Source organism: Pseudomonas sp. Xaverov 259, from assembly GCF_019352915.1.
GTDB lineage: Bacteria > Pseudomonadota > Gammaproteobacteria > Pseudomonadales > Pseudomonadaceae > Aquipseudomonas.
In genome coordinates this window covers 294329-312307 of the sequence record NZ_JAAAFV010000031.1, presented here as the reverse complement: position 1 = coordinate 312307, position 17979 = coordinate 294329, and the positions used below count along the sequence as shown (strand labels likewise).

Sequence of the window (17979 nt, the reverse complement as noted above, 5' to 3'; positions counted from 1 at the left end):
CAATCTCAGCCAAAGCTCCCAAACTCGAGCTAGCATTGACGAACACCACTTTTTGCAACTACATTTAGTTACACGCAGGGAACGCCGTGTCCAAAAATGAAAAGCTGCTCGCCAAACTGCTCAATGAGCACATGGCTTTTACCTGGCCTGAGCTGGTAACGCTGCTGCACCAGCTCGGCTACAGACAGATTGAAGGGGCTGGAAGCCGCGTAAAATTCGATATCGGCATCCCCAGTGCAATGATCACCTTGCACAGGCCTCACCCCGGCAACGAACTGAAACACTACATTCGGCGCCAGATCATCGAACAATTGAAATCAGGAGAACTGATTCAGTGGACAACCAACTGAAACACCAAGGCTACATCGGCTCAATCGAAGCCAGCCTCGAAGACAACTGCCTGTTCGGCAAGGTGCTGTTCATCAAGGCACTGGTGAGCTACGAAGGCAAAACCGTCGCCGAGCTGGACGCGGCGTTCCGTGAGGCCGTGGATGACTACCTCGTGACCTGTCAGACACTCGGGCAAACCCCGGAGAAGCCCTGTAAAGGTTCATTCAACGTGCGCGTCGGCCACGACCTGCATTTGGCGGCGGCCCTGGCGGCGACGCGCAAGAAAGTGACACTCAATGACCTGACGCGGCAGGCGTTGAATGAGTTTTTGCAACATCACTGCGCAGAACCTCTACCGACGCTCGGCTGACCGCCCAAGCGCCGATACCCAAACACCGCCGAACCCAACACCACCGCGCCCGCCACCAATGCCACCCAGAACCCGCTGGCAGCGCCAAAGTGGTCGATCATCCAACCAGAGCTGGCCGCACCAATGGCCACGCCGATGCTCAGGCCGGTGATCAGCCAGGTCATGCCTTCGGTCAGGCGGCTGGGCGGCACCACCTGTTCTACCAGGGCCATGGAGACGATCAACGTTGGGGCAAAGAACAGCCCGGAAATAAAAATCGCCGCCGCCAGACCGGGGATATTGGTCACCAGCAGTAGCGGTAAGGTGGTCAACGCAGTGGCGACGCCGCAAAACAGAAACTGTCGCGGCAATGAAGCCTTCAGCTTCAGCGTGCCAAAGGCCAAACCTGCCAGGCACGAGCCGATGGCATACACCGACAGCACGATACTGGCCGCCGCCGGTTGGCCCTGGTGTTGGGCGAAGGCCACGCTGACCACATCCACCACACCCACGATCACGCCCATGGCGAGCAGCAGGATCATCAGGATCAGTACCGACGGTGAGGCGATCAACCAGCGGCCGTGGTGGTCTTGCTGCGCATGCACCGGCGGCTCTGTCGCGCGCTGCAACACAAACGTGGTGACGCCAACCGCCAACAGCACCGCTGCCACCAATGGTCCTGCTTCCGGGAACAGCACCACGCTCAGCCCTACCGAAATCGGCGGGCCGATGATGAAACACACTTCATCGAGCACCGACTCCAGGGCAAACGCGGTTTGCAGCCTGGGCTGGCCGCGGTACAGCTCGGTCCAGCGCGCCCGCACCATGGCCGACATGTTCGGCATGCACCCGGCCAGTGCGGCACACACAAACAGCGTCCAGGCTGGCGCCTGCAAACGTGTGCACAGCAACAGCAGCAACAACGCTCCGCCGCCGATCAGCGCCGCAACCGGCAGCACCCGACCCTGGCCATAGCGGTCCACCAGGCGCGATACCTGCGGCGCGCAGAATGCCGTCGCCAAGGCAAACACCGCCGCCACCGAGCCTGCCAGGCCATAGCCGCCATGCACCTGCGAGAGCATGGTGATCAGGCCGATACCGGTCATCGAGATCGGCATGCGCGCCAGCATGCCCGCCAGTACAAAAGCCCGGCTGCCTGGGGCCTGGAATAACTCGGCGTAGGGATTTGCCATCCTGCTCAACCTCTTCCTCAGCGCCTTAACCTTGCGATTTGCAGGTATCAAGGCAAAATACATACGGTGCGTATGTGGCAAATCATGCGTAACATACGCAGCGTATGTCAATCACTCACTGAGCTAACACGAGCCTTACCCATGAGCCGAGCCCGTACCGAAATGATCGACGCCACCCGCGCCCGGCTGATCGCCAGCGCTCGCCAAGCTTTCGCTACACAAGGCTACGCCAACACCTCGATGGATGACTTTACCGCGCGCGCCGGCCTCACCCGCGGTGCGTTGTACCACCACTTCGGCGACAAGAAAGGCTTATTGGCCGCGGTAGTCGCCCAACTCGACGCGGAAATGGACGCGCGCCTGCAAGGCATCAGCGACCAGGCGCAAGAGCCCTGGAGCGGCTTTTGCGAACGCTGCCGCGCCTATTTGCGCATGGCTCAGGATGGCGAGATTCAACGCATCGTGTTGCAGGATGCGCCTGCCGTACTCGGTGATACGGGCTCTCAGCAACAGTGCGTGGAATCCCTGCGCCAGTTGCTGGAGTCGATGATGCAGGCCGGTGTCATTGCGCAAGCCCCCAGCGTCGCGCTGGCTCAGTTGATCAATGGCAGCCTGGTCAACACGGCCCTGTGGATCGCCCGCGATGACCAACCGAACCTGCGCCTGCAAGAAGGTCTGCAGGCGCTGGAACTGTTACTGCAAGGCCTGAAGCACCCCGTCACACCAGCCGTTTGATCTGCTTGTGGCGCCACACCAAGCGGTAATAGGCGCTCTGCAACACCAGCATCGCCAGGTAGGTGACCGGGAATGCCATCCACACGCCTTCCAGGCCGAAGTGCGCGTTGAACAGGTACGCCATCGGCAGTTCAACACACAGCACACAGAAGATTGAAATCACCACCGGCATCAACACCACGCCGCTGGCGCGCATGATCCCGCCGATCACCGCCTGGAACCCGAACACCAGGATGCTCCACAGCATGATATGCAGCAGGTGCTCGGCATTGAGCCGCGCCGCGTCGTCGGTGATGAATAAACCCAGCAACCAGTGGGACAGCAGGTAACCCAACAGGATCAGGCCACCGGTGAGGCACAGGTTGATCATAAGCCCGGTGCGCAGGATCGGACCGATGCGCTCCAGGCGCCCGGCACCAATCGCCTGGGCACCGAGTATCGAAGCCGTGATCGCAATCGAAAGCGCCGGGAACTGCACGTAATTGACGATCTGCGTCACCGCGCCATAGGCGGCCGTGGCCTGGGAGCCATGACCGTTGACCAGCGCCAGAATCACCAGCTCCGACAGCGACAACACCACCATCTGCAAACCGGTTGGCAAGCCAATGCGCAGGACTTTGCCGAGGATCGCCCGGTCCAGGCGCAAGGCCGCGAGCAGTTCACGGTCCGGCGCCATCACATGGTTTTTATGGCGCAAGCGCAAAATCAGAAACAGCATGGCCGCCGCGTTGCCCACCAAGCCTGCATACACCGCACTCTGAATCCCCATGGGCGGCAGGCCGATCCAGCCGCGAATCAGCGCCGGGGTCAGCAGCAGGCCGACCAGCGTCGAGACCATCAACGCCAGCAACGGCGAAACCGTATCGCTGACGCCCCGTAACAGCTGGGTGTAGAGGATAAACACCAGCAGCAGCGGCATGATCAACATCATCATCTGGGCATAGCCCACCGCGTCGTCGAGCACGTCGATTGGCGTACCCAACGCCTGCAACGCCGGGCGCGCGAACAGGCTGCCCAGCACTGCCGCGATCAAGCCCACCAGCGCGCCAAGTGTCAGGGTGGCGCCGGTGATCACCTTGACCATTGCGGTTTCCTGGGCGCCCCAGGCTTGCCCGATCAACACCGAAGCGCCCGCCCCCAGGCCGATCACCAACGCAATAAAGAAAAACACGATAGGGAACATCCCCGACACCGCCGCCAGCGCCTGGGTGCCGAGCATCTGCCCGACATAGATGCCGTTGAGGGTGCCGGAAAAGCTTTGCAGGAAGTTGGACAGCACCATGGGTGCCAGAAACATCAGGTAGATCTGCCACAACGGCCGCTTTGGGGTGACGTCCATGCTGGTTTGAATCCTAGAATTATTGTTATGCAGTAAAGGCATTGCGTGACAGCCAGGCCAGGTACGTTTGCACGTCCACCGGCCAATGCGCGATCTTATGGGAAAAGTCAGCCCCCTCTTGCGCAAACAGCGCCCGTGACGCGTCTTCAAACCCTGGCAGGTCACCGCCGATGGCGCTCATGAAACGATAGCTGGCTTCTTTGGCCTGGCGCATTTGATCATGGGCTGCGTGAACATTGCGCGCTTCATCCACCAACCGGCGTAACGCCGCCGACGCGCCGCCACGTTGTTGGCCCAACCATTCCCAGTGGCGCGGCAGCAGGGTAACTTCCCGCGCAACCACGCCCAGCTTGGGGCGCCCGACCGAAGGTACCGCAGGCTGTTCTTCATCGACTGCGGCCAGGGTCGCTTGCACAGGCGCATACCCCGCAGGCCACGGATAGTCGACCTGAGTCCCGGTGGCATCGTCGAAGACCAGGAAACTGCCGGTGGGCAGCTCAAGGCCGGCCAGCGCTTCGGCCACCTGGGAATAGGCACCGGCTGCCACGCGTTGGTGACGGACAAAGGCAGTGCACAGCGGTATGTTTTGCGTAGGCATAGCTTATTACCCGGATGTTATTTGTTTTACCCGGGTTATATTAGCGATAATTTACTAATTCGCAAGCTATTGCGCTGAAACCTCCAACTGCTCGCCACGCAGGATCACGCGCATCGCTTGCACGGCGGGTTCGCGCAGCAGGCATTCAGCAATCGCCGGTTCCAGTTCCACCCGCAGGCGTCGGCCCATCGACCGCGCACCAAAACGCACATCGTGCCGACGACACAGCCACGCCCTCGCCTGCGCATCCACATGCAATGACCGCTGTTGCGCTGCCAAGCGTTGGTTGAGCTTGCCCAGCTCCACCTCCAGCAGCGCGTTCAGCCACTGAGTGTCGATAGGTTCGAACATCAGGATGCGGTCGATGCGATTGAGGAACTCCGGCTCGAAGTGCGCGTGCAGCGCCTCTTCCAGCACCGCTGCCTCACCCCGCACCAAGGCGCGTATCCAGCGCCGCCAACCCTGGCCAAACCGTTGGCGATGCCGACGCGCCTGTTGCGCGCCGACATTGCTGGTCATGAAGATCAGGCTGTTGCGAAAATCCAACGTTCGCGTGCCTCCGGCCAGGGTCAGTTGGCCGTTTTCGAGAATACCCAGCAAGCTGCGCACCACCTCCTGGCTGGCCTTCTCCAATTCATCGAACAGCACAATGCCGGGACGACTGTAGGTGCCCTGGATCAACTCGCTGTTGAACAGGCTGATGCCTTCTTTGCTGCCCACATACCCCGGTGGCGCGCCGGTGAGCGCGGCGGCGTAATGCTCCTGGGCCAGCGTGTGCATATCGATGCGGCAAAAACCGTCGGCGCGACCGTGCAGCGCCTGGGCCAGCAGGCGCACGATTTCGGTTTTGCCGACGCCGGTCGGCCCCATGAACAGGTTGACGCTCAGTGGCCGATCGCGTTCACCGATATCGGCCTTGACCACTTTTAGCAGCCCTTCCACCTGGGCCAAGGCTGCGTCCTGGCCGACGATACGGCTGCGCAGCAAGGCCATGACCTGGGCCGGCTCAAAGGTAAAACGCATGCCCTACTCCGCCGTCTTTTGTTTGCCACCATGGGGCAACTGCCCCACCGGGCATTCGGCGACACCGACGGTACTGCGGGTAAACGCCTCGACATTCTCCTGAGCCTTTTGCGCGTCCAGCACCCAGGTGCGGTAGAACTCGAACGGGCAGTCTGCCACGCCTTTGTCACCGTCACCCGAGGCATGCATGCCGGTGTAACCGCGATGCAGCAACTTGAATAGATGGTTCTGCGACTGGTCATTGGCGCGTGCATCGCGGATCTGCGACACCGAAAGCTGCGCATACTGGATGCCCATTTCTTCTTCGCCACACTCGCCCAAGGTGCGCCCGTCAAAACCGATGATCGCCGAATGGCCAAAGTACGAATACACCCCATCGAAACCTGCGGCATTCGCCACGGCCACATAGCAGTTATTGGCCCAGGCCATGCTCTTGGACATCTGCACCTGCTGCTCCTTGGCCGGGTACATATAGCCCTGGCAGCGCACGATCAATTCGGCGCCTTTCATCGCGCAATCGCGCCAGATCTCCGGGTAGTTGCCGTCATCGCAGATGATCAGGCTGACCTTCATGCCTTTTGGCCCGTCACACACATAAGTGCGATCGCCGGGATACCAACCCTCAATGGGGCACCAGGGAATGCACTTGCGATAGCGCTGCACGATTTCACCGAGGTTGTTGATCAACACCAGCGTGTTGTACGGCGCCTTGTGTGGATGTTCTTCGTGCCGCTCACCCGTGAGGGAAAACACGCCCCAAGTGTTCGCCTGGCGGCAGGCGCTGGAGAAAATCGCGGTCTCCTCGCCGGGAATACTCGCAGCGGTGGCCATCATCTCGTCGTAGTCGTACATGATGCCCATGGTGCTGTATTCCGGGAACACCACCAGGTCCATGCCCGGCAGGCCCTGCTTCATGCCCACGATAATCTCGGCAATCTTTTTGGCGTTCTCAATCACATCGGCCTTGCTGTGCAGGCGCGGCATTTTGTAATTGACCACCGCGACACCGACGGTGTCGGGGCTGCTGGAAATATCGCCATGACGCATAACAACACTCCTGATTAAGTTCATAGGTGTGCCGCCACGTTCCCTTGTGGCGAGCAGGCTTGCCCTGCGTTGGGCTGCGAAGCAGCCCCAGTAAAGGCGCCGGTTTTTTCCTGCAAGAACTCAGTGCTTGGTTTTGGGGCTGCTGCGCAGCCCAACGCAGGGCAAGCCTGCTCGCCACAACAACAACAACAACAACAACAACAACAACAACAACAACAACAACAATTCGCTGATTAACTATCTTGCATTGGGATCTAGTGGCTGATCATCCACGGCCGTGGCCCGGTCTTGGTCTTGAGCCCCAAGGGGTTGGCCTTGCTCGGCTCGACTTTTTTACTGGTGCCACAGCAACTGCACCCCGCCGGATGCCGGCGACTCTGCTGATATTCACCGACGGTCTGCGGCGCATGGGCGCTGCGTTCGTTGCCGGCGATGGCCTTGCGCTGGTTGGCCGACAGCGTTTGCAGCGCCGGGGCTGAGACCCGCAACGGCCCTCCCGGCCCGTCGCAGTGCGGACACTGGCTGGGCTCGTTGCGCTGCGCGATCGGGCGCAGCAGGGTGAAGGTGCCGCACGTCTGGCAGGCGTATTCGTAGGTCGGCATGGCTACAGGTCCGGGGCGATGGGCAGGTCGATACTGCCGTCAAGGAACTTGGTTGGGCCGTTGGCGTTGGGGTTGATGTCGAATTCGAATATTTCCGTCGGCAGCCACAAGGTGGCGCAGGCGTTGGGAATGTCCACCACGCCGCTGATATGCCCCTGCACCGGCGCCGAACCGAGCAACGCATAACCCTGGGCTGGCGAATAGCCGAACTTGGTCAGGTAGTTGATCGCGTTCAGGCACGCCTGGCGGTAAGCAACATTGACATCCAGGTAATGCTGCTGGCCTTGCTCATCCACAGAGATGCCTTCGAAGATCAGGTAGTTTTTGTAGTTCGGCGTGATCGGGCTCGGTTTGAACACCGGGTTCTTAATCCCGTATTTGGCCATGCCGCCCTTGATCAGCTCGACCTTCATATGCACCCAACCGGCCATTTCGATGGCGCCGCAAAAGGTGATTTCGCCGTCGCCCTGGCTGAAGTGCAAATCGCCTACCGACAACCCGGCGCCGTTGACGTAGACCGGAAAAAAAATCTTCGAGCCACGGGACAAATCCTTGATGTCGCAGTTACCGCCATGCTCACGCGGCGGCACGGTGCGCGCGCCAGTGGCGGCGGCATCGTCGCGGGCCTGGCCCTTGAGTTTGCCCATGTGCGCGGTCGCGGCCAGCGGCGCGTTGGCCAGCGGCGGCACGCGGGTGGGGTTGGTGTCGATCAGTTCCTGTTCGCGGCGGTTCCAGTCGGCAAGCATCACCGGATCGGGCAGGCAGCCGATCAACCCTGGGTGGATCAAGCCGGCGAAATTAACCCCTGGAATATGCCGCGAACTGGTGAACATGCCCTTGAAGTCCCAGATGGCTTTTTGTGCGCTGGGAAAGTGATCGGTGAGAAAACCACCGCCGTTCTGGCGTGAGAAAAACCCGTTAAAGCCCCACTGCGAGTCGGCCTTGGCGCCGATATCGAGCAAATCCACCACCAGCAAGTCGCCCGGTTCGGCACCGTGCACGCCCACCGGGCCGGACAAGTAATGCACGGTGGACAGGTCCACATCGCGCACATCACTGGCGTCGTCGTTGTTCTTGATCGCGCCGGCGGTCCAGTCATAGGTTTCCAGGATGAAGTCGTCGCCGGGCTTGACCCAACAGGCCATCGGAATATCCGGGTGCCAGCGGTTATGGATCTGCTCGTTCTCGGTGACAGGTTGGTTGAGGTCGACTTTGATCAGCGTTTCGGTCATGGACAGGCTCCTGGACGGATGGTGTGAAGTGTTGAATCCAGTCTCGACGAGCCGGGTAAAACGGGGAATACGTTGGATGACGTATGACACGCACGCAAAACAGTGGGAGCTGGCTTGCCTGCGATAGCGGTTGTCCAGTCAACATTTCTGTGACTGATAGACCGCTATCGCAGGCAAGCCAGCTCCCACAATTAAGCCATGTGTTGTTCAGACGGACAGGTAGCGGCTGATAGTCGCCTCATCCACCCGGTCGCGGGTTTCTTCGATCACGAAGCGGCCCTTCTCGATCACCAAAAACCGGTCGGCAATTTCCAGGGTAAACGACAGCACTTGCTCGGACACCACAATGGTCAAATCCCGCAGGTTGCGAATCTCCTTCAGCGTGCGCGCAATGTCCTTGATGATTGACGGTTGGATGCCCTCGGTCGGCTCATCGAGCAACAACACCTTGGGGTTGGTCGCCAACGCCCGGGCAATTGCCAACTGCTGTTGCTGGCCGCCGGAAAGGTTGCCGCCCTTGCGTGACTGCATGTCATGCAGCACCGGAAACAGCGCATACAAATCCTCCGGCACCTTGCCGCGCGCGGATGCAGGCAAGCCGGTCTGGATATTTTCCAGCACGGTCATGCTCGGGAAAATCATGCGACCCTGGGGCACATAGGCAATTCCACGCTCCACCCGCTCATGGGTTTCCAGCGCCGACACGTCGTGCCCGTCCACACTGACCTGGCCTTTCCACTGCGGCAAAATCCCCATCAGGCTCTTGAACAAGGTGGTCTTGCCCATGCCATTGCGCCCCATCACCGCAACGATTTCGCGCTTGGCCACGTTGAGGTCCAAGTCATGAAGGATCTGGCTCTGGCCATAGCCGCAGGACAACTGGTCGATCTTGAACATGCCGGATTCCTCAGTGGCCCAAATACACTTCGATGACTTTAGGGTTGCTTTGCACCGACTCCATGCTGCCCTCGGCAAGCACCTTGCCCTGGTGCAACACCGTGACTTTGTGGGCGATGCTTTTGACGAACTCCATGTCGTGCTCGATCACCAGCACCGAACGGCCCTGGCTGATGCGCTTGAGCAATTCAGCGGTTTGCGCGCGCTCATTGACGCTCATGCCCGCCACCGGCTCGTCGAGCATCAGCAACTCGGGGTCTTGCATCAACAGCATGCCGATTTCCAGCCACTGCTTTTGCCCGTGGGACAACAGGTCGGCCTGTTGTTGCAGCAAGTCGCCGAGGAAGATCTCCCTGGCCACTTCTTCCACCCGCGCAACCACCTGGGCGCTGCGCTTGAAAAACAGCGCACCCCAGACCTTGCGCCCCGCCGGGTACGACATCTCGAGGTTCTCGAACACCGTGAGGTTTTCGTAGATCGACGGGTTCTGGAACTTGCGCCCCACGCCTGCGCGCACAATGTTGTACTCGCGCATCCTGGTCAGTTCCTGGCCATCGAACTGGATGCTGCCGCTGGTGGCGCGGGTCTTGCCACAGATCAGGTCGAGCACCGTGGTCTTGCCGGCGCCATTGGGGCCGATCACCACGCGCACTTCGTTGCGGTCGATATACAGGTTGAGGTTGTCGACTGCCTTGAAGCCGTCGAACGATACGGTGAGGCCTTCGATGGCCAGCACCGGTTTTTTCATTTCGAAGCCGACGGCGGTCATGGCTGGGTCTCCAGGATCTTGGTTTTAGTGGCGGCTTTGGTGGCAGTTTTGACCACCGGTTTGCGCCGCAGCAACCTGGCCAGGGCCTGACACCCATGGCTTTCCCACAAGCCGGCCAAACCATTGGGAAAGTACATGACCACGGCAATAAACAGCCCGCCCATCAGGTACAGCCACAACTCCGGAAAGGACTCGGAAAAGTAGGTCTTGCCGTAGTTAACCAGCAGCGCGCCATACACCGCGCCGAGCAGCGACATGCGCCCGCCGACTGCGGCGAAAATCACCATCTCGATCGACGGCACGATGCCCACAAACGAAGGCGACATAAAGCCCACCTGCAAGGCAAACATCGCCCCGCCAATCGCCGAAAACGCAGCCGCCACGCAAAACACGAAGATCTTGAAACTGGCCACGTCATAGCCGGAAAAACGCACACGCTCTTCCTTGTCGCGCATGGCCATCAACAGCCGGCCGAGTTTAGAGGCGAGGATAAACCGGCCGATAAAGATGCAGCCAAACAGCAAACCGGCGTTGATAAAATACAAAATCAGCTTCGCGCTGTCGGTGCGCAGGTCCCAGCCGAGCAGGGTCTTGAGGTCGGTGATGCCATTGACGCCGCCGGTGAGGCCTTGCTGGCCGACGATCAGCACCGTAAGGATCAGCGCAATCGCCTGGGTGACGATGGAAAAATACACATCGCCCACCCGCCGTTTGAACAGCGCCATGCCGATCACAAACGCCAGCAGCACCGGCACCGCAATCACCGCCACCAAGGTAAAGCTGAAGCTGTGGAACGGCTGCCACAGCCAGGGCAGTTCGGTGATCTGGTTCCAGTCCATAAAGTCCGGAATGCCCGGTGTGGACTGGATTTTAGTGCTCTCGGGGTCAGATGCTTCAAGCTTGAGAAACATCGCCATGCAGTAGCCGCCAACCCCGAAAAATACGCCCTGGCCCAAACTGAGAATGCCGCCATAGCCCCAGCACAGCACCAGCCCGACCGCGACGAACGCGTAAGTCAGGTACTTGCCGACCATGTTCAGGCGGAACGCATCGAGCGTCAGGGGGAATACCACCACTATCAGCAGCGCCAACAGCACAATGCCGATCAGGTTTTGCTGGCCACCCAGCAGCTTGTCTAAAGCCTTCATCTGCTCGCCTCTACTTGCGCACTTTGATGGAGAACAACCCTTGCGGGCGCAGCATCAGGATCAGAATCACCGACGACAAGGTCAGTACCTTGGCCATCGAACCGCTGAGGAAAAACTCCGACAGCGATTGCGTCTGGGCAATCACGAACGCCGAGGCGATGGTGCCGAACAGGCTTTGCGCGCCGCCAAACACCACCACCAAAAAGGTGTCGACGATGTACTGCGAACCCGCCGTCGGCCCGGTGGAACCGATGGTGGTAAACGCCGCACCGGCCACACCCGCGACGCCACAGCCGAGGGCGAAGGTCATGCGGTCGACCTTGCGCGTGTTGATGCCCACTGCGCGGCTCATCAAGCGGTTCTGCACCGTGGCGCGCACCTGCAAGCCCCAGCGCGAGCGGTACAGCATCAAAAATATCGCAGCGGTCAGCAGCAAGGTCAGGCCCATCATGAACAAGCCGTTACGCGGGATTTCGATGGCATCGGTGAAGTTCACCGAGCCCATCAACCAAGCCGGCGGTTCGGCGCTGACTTCACGGGCGCCGAACACCGAACGGAAGGTTTGCTGCATCACCAGCGACAAGCCCCAGGTGGCCAGCAAAGTATCCAGCGGGCGCTTGTAGAGGCGACTGATCATCGCCCACTCCACCAGCCAGCCGACGGCCCCGGCCACCAGGAATGACAGGGCGATGGCGAAGAAGAAGTAATAGGGTTGAAAACTCGGCGCAAAGTGCGCAGTCAGGCTGGAACACACGTAGGTGGTGTAGGCGCCAATGGTGAGGAACTCACCGTGGGCCATGTTGATCACGCCCATCTGACCAAAGATAATCGCCAGCCCCAATGCCATCAGCAACAGCACGCAGAACACGGACAAACCGTTGAACCCCTGCATTGCCGCGATGGCCCCAAATTCCGATAGCCATTCCATGATGATGGTCTCCTGAGCGGGAGGTTGAAATGCAATCTGCTTGTGCTTTATGTAGGAGCTGGCTTGCCAGCTCCCACACAAGGCCAGTTCCCACAGTTGGATCTGTGGGTGCCTGAAACTTATTGATAGCCTTTGGGGAACGGGTTCGGCTCGATCAGATCCGACTCGTAGATCACCTTGAACTGGCCATCAGGCTGCACTTCACCGATGCGCGACTTGCTCCACAGGTGGTGGTTTTCGTGGACCTTAACGTAGCCTTCCGGCGCGTTTTTCAGCTCGATGCCAGGGCTTGCAGCGACGACTTTATCCACGTCGAAACTGCCGGCCTTCTCCACCGCTGCTTTCCACAACCACGGCCCGAGGTAGGCGGCCTGGGTCACGTCGCCGATCACCGCGTCCTTGCCGTATTTGGCCTTGAAGGCTGCAACGAAGGCCTTGTTGTTGGGGTTGTCCAGGCTCTGGAAGTACTTCATCGAGGCATAGAAACCGGCCATGTTTTCGCCGCCGATGCCCAGCAGTTCGTCTTCGGTGACCGACAGGGTCAGCAATGTTTGCTTGGATGAATTCACACCCGCCGCGTTGAGCTGTTTGTAGAACGCCACGTTGGAGCCGCCCACGACCGCTGCGAAGACCACATCCGGTTTCTTCAGCTTGACCTTGTTGATCAGCGAACCAAATTGGGTGTTGCCCAGCGGGTAGTAGTCTTCGCCAACCACCGTGCCGTGCAGCACGTTTTCAATGTGCTTGCGCGCGATCTTCATCGAGGTGCGCGGCCAGATATAGTCCGAGCCGACCAGGTAGAACGTCTTGGCGCCTTTGGTCTTGGCGATCCAATCGAGGCTGGCGAGGATCTGCTGGGTCGCTTCCTGGCCGGTGTAGATCACGTTTTTCGACTGTTCGAGGCCTTCGTAGAAGGTCGGGTAGTAGAGCAAGCCGTTTTCTTTCTCGAAGATCGGCAGCACGGCTTTGCGTGAGGCCGAGGTCCAGCAGCCGAACACGGCAGCGACCTTGTCGTTGACCAGCAGCTTCTTGGCTTTTTCCGCGAAGGTCGGCCAGTCGGAGGCGCCGTCTTCCTGGATCACCTTGATTTGGCGTCCCAGAATCCCGCCCGAGGCGTTGATCTGCTCGATGGCCAGGCGCTCGGCCTGGATCGAGCCGGTCTCGGAAATCGCCATGGTGCCGGTGGCCGAGTGCAACTGGCCGACAGTGACTTCGGTGGGGGTCACGGCCAAGCCTTCGTTATCGGCCAGCACGCCCTGGCTGAACAGAGCGGCCGCCAGTAATGACAAGGCCAACAGCGGTGTGGAGCGAATCAATCGTGATGCCATGGGGCGACTCCTCTGCAATGAGGGGTTCAGCATGGCGGCAGGCAGCCAGCACGGGTATACGCAGCCTGACGTAACGGGGTACGTCATTTGACGTATGCCGCTGCGCACCTTTTCAGGGCAGGATCGCGCCCGCCCCGCCACCGCAGATCAATGTGGGAGCTGGCTTGCCTGCGATAGCGGTCTATCCAGTCACATCTGCAGTGGCTGACCCAGCGCCATCGCAGGCAAGCCAGCTCCCACATTTTGAATCGGGGCATGGAACTTGCTCATTTATACCCGCCCTCTTCCCGGAGCCTCCCACCGTGCACCCTCCTTCCGGCACCCAGCGCATCATCAAGATCCGCCGCGACTACAACACGTGGGTCGCTGACGAGACCATGGAAGACTATGCCCTGCGCTACACGCCCAAGTCGTTTCGCAAATGGTCGGAACTGCGCATCGCCAACACGGCCCTGGGCGCGGTGTCGTTCCTGGCGCTCGAAGCCATCGGCGGTGTGCTGTCCTTGAGTTACGGTTTCACCAACACCTTCTGGGCGATCCTGACCATCAGCCTGGTGATCTTCCTCACCGGCCTGCCCATCAGTTATTACGCGGCACGCTACGGCGTGGACATGGACCTGCTGACCCGCGGCGCCGGTTTTGGCTATATCGGCTCGACCATCACCTCGCTGATCTACGCCAGTTTCACCTTCCTGTTCTTCGCCCTGGAAGCGGCGATCATGGCCCTGGCGCTGGAGCTGTATTTCCATATTCCGCTGGCCATCGCCTACGTGATCTGTTCGCTGCTGGTGATTCCGCTGGTGGCCTATGGCGTTACCCTGATCAGCCGCCTGCAACTGTGGACGCAGCCGATCTGGCTGCTGTTGCTGGTGCTGCCGTACGGCTTCGTGTGGTGGAAAAACCCCGACGCTTTCAGCGACTGGACCAGCTTTGTCGGGCGCAGCGGCGATGGCGGCAGTTTTAACCTGTTGGCGTTCTGCGCGGCTTGCACCGTGGCGCTGTCGCTGGTGACGCAAATCGGCGAACAGGTCGACTACCTGCGCTTCCTGCCGGAAAAAACCGCCGCCAACCGCAAACGCTGGTGGGCCGCTCTGCTCTGCGCCGGCCCCGGCTGGATCATCCCCGGCGCATTGAAAATGTTCGCCGGCGCGTTCCTGGCATTCTTGGCCCTGCAACATGAAATCCCCATGGAGCGCGCCGCCGAGCCGACCCAGATGTACCTGGTCGCGTTCCGCTACGTGTTCAGCTCGCCGGAATGGGCACTCGGTGCCATGGTGCTGTTCGTGTTCATTTCGCAGATGAAAATCAACCTGACCAACGCCTACGCCGGCTCCCTGGCCTGGTCGAACTTCTTCGCCCGCGTTACCCACAGCCACCCCGGCCGCGTGGTGTGGCTGGTGTTCAACGTGGCCATCGCGCTGATGCTGATGGAGCTGGGCGTATTCGATGTGATCGATCAGGTGCTGGGGCTGTACGCCAATATCGCGATTGCCTGGATCGGCACGCTGGTGGCGGACCTGGTGATCAACAAGCCGCTGGGCCTGTCGCCCAAACACATCGAGTTCAAGCGCGCGCACCTCTACGATATCAACCCGGTGGGCGTCGGCTCGATGCTGATCGCGTCGCTGCTGTCGATCCTCGCCCACTTCGGCCTGTTCGGCGCGCTGGCCGAGGCTGCACCGCCGTTCGTGGCACTGGGAACGGCGCTGGTGATGGCGCCGCTGCTCGCATGGCTGACGCGCGGCAAGTACTACATCGCACGCACCAGCCCTGTGCATTTGATTCACCCGATAGCGCCTGCAACCCACGCGGTCTGCGGCCTGTGCAGCAACCCGTTCGAAACCGCCGACATGGCGTTCTGTCCAGCCTACAGCACGCCAATCTGCTCGTTGTGCTGCTCACTGGATGCGCGCTGCGGTGACCGCTGCAAACCCCATGGGCGGCTGGCCAACCAGTTTGAAAGCCTGTTGCGCGGGTTACTACCCAACACCTTGATGCCGCGTTTGCACACACGGTTAGCGCATTACCTGGGGTTGTTGCTGGCGCTGGTGCTGATGCTTGCGGGGGCACTGGCGCTGATCTACGTGCAGGCTGCCCAGGGTTTGCCGCATTCGGAAACCCTTTACCAAGCCTTCTTCAAGGCCTTCCTGACCCTGTCGGTATTGGCCGCCGTACTCGCCTGGTGGGTGGTGCTGACCCGCGAAAGCCGGCGCGTCGCCCAGGAAGAATCCGACCGCCAGACCCTGCTGCTGATGCAGGAAATCGACGCCCACAGCCTCACCGACCAGGCGCTGCAACAGGCCAAGGAAGCCTCGGAAGCCGCCAACGCGGCCAAGAGTCGCTATGTCACTGGCTTGTCCCACGAACTGCGCACGCCGCTCAACAGCATCCTCGGGTTCACCCAGATTCTGCAGCGCGACCCGGCCATGCCCGAGCAACATCAGGACGCCCTGGCGACCATCCTGCGCAGCGGCTCGCACCTGGTGTCGCTGATCGATGGCTTGCTGGATGTGGCCAAGATCGAAGCCGGCAAGCTGCGCCTGGAACTTACCGAAATCCCCTTCCCCGAGCTGATCCATGACTTGGAACAGATGTTCACGCCCCAGGCCCAGGACAAAGGCCTGGGGTTTCGCCTGGACTGCGTGGGCAAGATCCCGGCCGTAGTGCGCGGTGATGAAAAACGCGTGCGACAGATCCTGATCAACCTGCTCGGCAACGCCGTGAACTTCACCGACAGCGGCGAAGTGTGCCTGCGGGTCAGCTACATGCGCGAAACCGCCAACTTCGAAATCATCGACACCGGCATTGGCATTGACCCGGAGCAGATCGAACGGATCTTCCAGCCGTTCGAACGCGGCGACCTGATGCGCCAGGACAAGGGCGTGGGCCTGGGGCTGACCATCACGCGCATGCTCACCGCGCTGATGGGCGGCGAGCTGCGCGTGACCAGTGAACGGGACAAGGGCACCTGCTTCCAGGTGCGCCTGTTTCTGTCCCAGGTACGCGCCCCGCAAGCGGTGGTGCATGTGGAGCATGACATTGTCGGTTATCAGGGCGCACGCCGACGCATCCTGGTGGTGGACGACCATGTGGACCATCGCAAAGTGCTCAGCGGCCTGCTCACGCCCTTGGGCTTTGAAGTGATCCAGGCGAGTAATGGCCAGGATGCGATCCGCCAGGTGGCGTTAATGGCGCCGGACCTAATCCTGATGGACCTGTCGATGCCGACCCTGGATGGCTATGAGACCAGCCGCTTGATCCGCCGCAATGCGCTGTCCACCGCGCCTATTATCGTGATCTCGGCCAACGCCTTTACCGACGACCGTGAACGCAGTATTGCCGCCGCCTGCAACGACTACCTGGCCAAACCGGTGCGCACCCCGGAGCTGCTCGGGAGCCTGCAACAGCATTTGGACCTGCAATGGCTGCGCCGCACCAAAACCTTCATGGCACCCGCGCGGCACAGCGTGCTGCCCAGCCGCGAAGACCTCGCCGTGCTCGCCGAACTCAGCGCCATCGGCTATGTGCGCGGCCTGCATGAAAAACTCGACACTATCTTGGAACGCAACCCGGACGCTGAACCCTTCATCAGCAAAGTGCGTGGTTTGCTCAAGGGTTTCCGCCTGGATGAACTCAACCGAACGCTTAAGGAGGCCGAAGATGAATGCACTCACCCGCAGCACTGAACCCGGCGTGGTGCTGATCGTCGACGACACACCGGACAACCTCGCCATGCTCTCGGACGCCCTCGACGACGCCGGCTACATGGTGCTGGTGGCCCTCGATGGCCTCAGCGCCTTGAACCGCGTGCAACGCAGGCGCCCCGACCTGATACTGCTGGACGCGATGATGCCTGGCCTGGATGGCTTCGAAACCTGCCGTCGGCTCAAGGCGCAACCTGAGAGTGCGGACATCCCGGTGGTGTTCATGACCGGGCTGACCGACAGCAAGCATGTGGTGCAGGGCTTTGAGGTGGGCGGCAGTGATTACGTGACCAAGCCGATCCAGACCGATGAAGTGCTGGCGCGGGTGGCGGCGCATTTGCGCACGTCGCGCATCCTGCTGTCGGCACGCGCGGCGACGCAACCGAGTGTGTTGACCCTGGAGGACGCACCGGCGCAGAGGCTGTTATCGGCCAGGTTTCAGTTGACCGAGCGTGAGGTGGAGGTACTGCGCTGGGTGGCGTGTGGGAAAACCAATCGGGATATTGGCGATATCCTGGGGTTGAGCCCGCGCACTGTGAACAAGCATTTGGAGCATGTGTATGTGAAGCTCGGCGTAGAAACTCGCACGGCTGCCACCTCGGTTGCGTTAGCTGCGATCTGAGCAGGTGGGGGCTGGTTTGCGTGCTGTGGCGGTCTTTTGGTGGTGTACATATCCGTTGCTGCGGTGATGGCGGCTTGGGGTTCCGCCCTGACGGCGGGTCACTTTTGTAAAGACACAAAAGTAACCAAAAAGTCT

Annotated in this window: 17 protein-coding genes; 5 read left to right on the top strand and 12 right to left on the bottom strand. The window is 60.6% G+C overall.

The annotated features are described in order from the left end of the window. Nucleotides 1-86: 86 nt before the first annotated feature. Entirely contained in the window at nucleotides 87-350 is a 264-nt protein-coding gene (locus tag K0H48_RS12005) for a type II toxin-antitoxin system HicA family toxin (RefSeq protein WP_219267617.1), read from the top strand. Next, nucleotides 335-700, top strand: coding sequence for a type II toxin-antitoxin system HicB family antitoxin (locus K0H48_RS12000; protein ID WP_219267616.1), 366 nt, complete (start codon nucleotides 335-337; stop codon nucleotides 698-700). The genes K0H48_RS12005 and K0H48_RS12000 overlap by 16 nt, the downstream gene beginning before the upstream one ends. Here the strand turns inward: K0H48_RS12000 and K0H48_RS11995 are convergent. Further along, entirely contained in the window at nucleotides 667-1872 is a 1206-nt protein-coding gene (locus tag K0H48_RS11995; RefSeq protein WP_219267615.1) for an MFS transporter, read from the bottom strand. The two genes, K0H48_RS12000 and K0H48_RS11995, sit on opposite strands and share 34 nt — an antisense overlap. A 141-nt stretch (nucleotides 1873-2013) precedes the next feature. Between K0H48_RS11995 and K0H48_RS11990 the strand changes: the two genes are divergently transcribed. Continuing rightward, nucleotides 2014-2607 carry a TetR/AcrR family transcriptional regulator gene (locus tag K0H48_RS11990; protein ID WP_219267614.1) on the top strand — a complete coding sequence of 198 codons (594 nt, stop codon included), beginning with the start codon at nucleotides 2014-2016 and terminating at the stop codon, nucleotides 2605-2607. Here the strand turns inward: K0H48_RS11990 and K0H48_RS11985 are convergent. From K0H48_RS11985 to urtA, 11 genes are all read right to left on the bottom strand, one after another. Beyond that, nucleotides 2591-3946, bottom strand: coding sequence for an MATE family efflux transporter (locus K0H48_RS11985; protein WP_219267613.1), 1356 nt, complete (start codon nucleotides 3944-3946; stop codon nucleotides 2591-2593). The genes K0H48_RS11990 and K0H48_RS11985 overlap by 17 nt on opposite strands. 25 nt (nucleotides 3947-3971) lie before the next feature. Next, complete coding sequence (locus K0H48_RS11980) at nucleotides 3972-4544, bottom strand: DUF2239 family protein (protein WP_219267612.1); 573 nt, start codon at nucleotides 4542-4544, stop codon at nucleotides 3972-3974. A 66-nt stretch (nucleotides 4545-4610) separates the two neighbouring features. Next, nucleotides 4611-5567 (bottom strand): AAA family ATPase, encoded by a 957-nt coding sequence (locus tag K0H48_RS11975; RefSeq protein ID WP_219267611.1) that lies wholly within the window; start codon nucleotides 5565-5567, stop codon nucleotides 4611-4613. 3 nt (nucleotides 5568-5570) lie between these two features. Continuing rightward, nucleotides 5571-6614: an aliphatic amidase gene (locus tag K0H48_RS11970; RefSeq protein WP_219267610.1), complete on the bottom strand. Its 1044-nt coding sequence runs from the start codon at nucleotides 6612-6614 to the stop codon at nucleotides 5571-5573. A 254-nt stretch (nucleotides 6615-6868) separates the two neighbouring features. After that, nucleotides 6869-7216, bottom strand: coding sequence for an FmdB family zinc ribbon protein (locus K0H48_RS11965; RefSeq protein ID WP_219267609.1), 348 nt, complete (start codon nucleotides 7214-7216; stop codon nucleotides 6869-6871). A 2-nt stretch (nucleotides 7217-7218) separates the two neighbouring features. Next, entirely contained in the window at nucleotides 7219-8448 is a 1230-nt protein-coding gene (gene fmdA / locus K0H48_RS11960; protein ID WP_138815133.1) for a formamidase, read from the bottom strand. Nucleotides 8449-8655: 207 nt separating this feature from the next. Next, nucleotides 8656-9345 (bottom strand): urea ABC transporter ATP-binding subunit UrtE, encoded by a 690-nt coding sequence (urtE, locus tag K0H48_RS11955; protein WP_138815132.1) that lies wholly within the window; start codon nucleotides 9343-9345, stop codon nucleotides 8656-8658. A 10-nt stretch (nucleotides 9346-9355) separates the two neighbouring features. Next, entirely contained in the window at nucleotides 9356-10114 is a 759-nt protein-coding gene (gene urtD, locus K0H48_RS11950; RefSeq protein ID WP_138815131.1) for an urea ABC transporter ATP-binding protein UrtD, read from the bottom strand. Beyond that, nucleotides 10111-11262: an urea ABC transporter permease subunit UrtC gene (urtC, locus tag K0H48_RS11945; protein WP_219267608.1), complete on the bottom strand. Its 1152-nt coding sequence runs from the start codon at nucleotides 11260-11262 to the stop codon at nucleotides 10111-10113. Before urtC ends, urtD begins: the two co-directional genes overlap by 4 nt. A gap of 10 nt (nucleotides 11263-11272) precedes the next feature. After that, nucleotides 11273-12190, bottom strand: a complete 918-nt coding sequence (gene urtB / locus K0H48_RS11940) for an urea ABC transporter permease subunit UrtB (RefSeq protein WP_053256607.1) — start codon at nucleotides 12188-12190, stop codon at nucleotides 11273-11275. A gap of 119 nt (nucleotides 12191-12309) precedes the next feature. Further along, on the bottom strand, nucleotides 12310-13518 hold the full coding sequence (gene urtA / locus K0H48_RS11935; RefSeq protein ID WP_219267607.1) for an urea ABC transporter substrate-binding protein: 1209 nt from the start codon (nucleotides 13516-13518) through the stop codon (nucleotides 12310-12312). Nucleotides 13519-13820: 302 nt separating this feature from the next. On the opposite strand from urtA, the gene K0H48_RS11930 reads away from it, so the two are divergent. Beyond that, nucleotides 13821-17204: an ATP-binding protein gene (locus K0H48_RS11930; protein ID WP_219267606.1), complete on the top strand. Its 3384-nt coding sequence runs from the start codon at nucleotides 13821-13823 to the stop codon at nucleotides 17202-17204. After that, a complete protein-coding gene (locus K0H48_RS11925) occupies nucleotides 17179-17844 on the top strand; it encodes a response regulator (protein WP_219267605.1) in 666 nt (221 codons plus the stop codon). Before K0H48_RS11930 ends, K0H48_RS11925 begins: the two co-directional genes overlap by 26 nt. Nucleotides 17845-17979 lie beyond the last annotated feature (135 nt).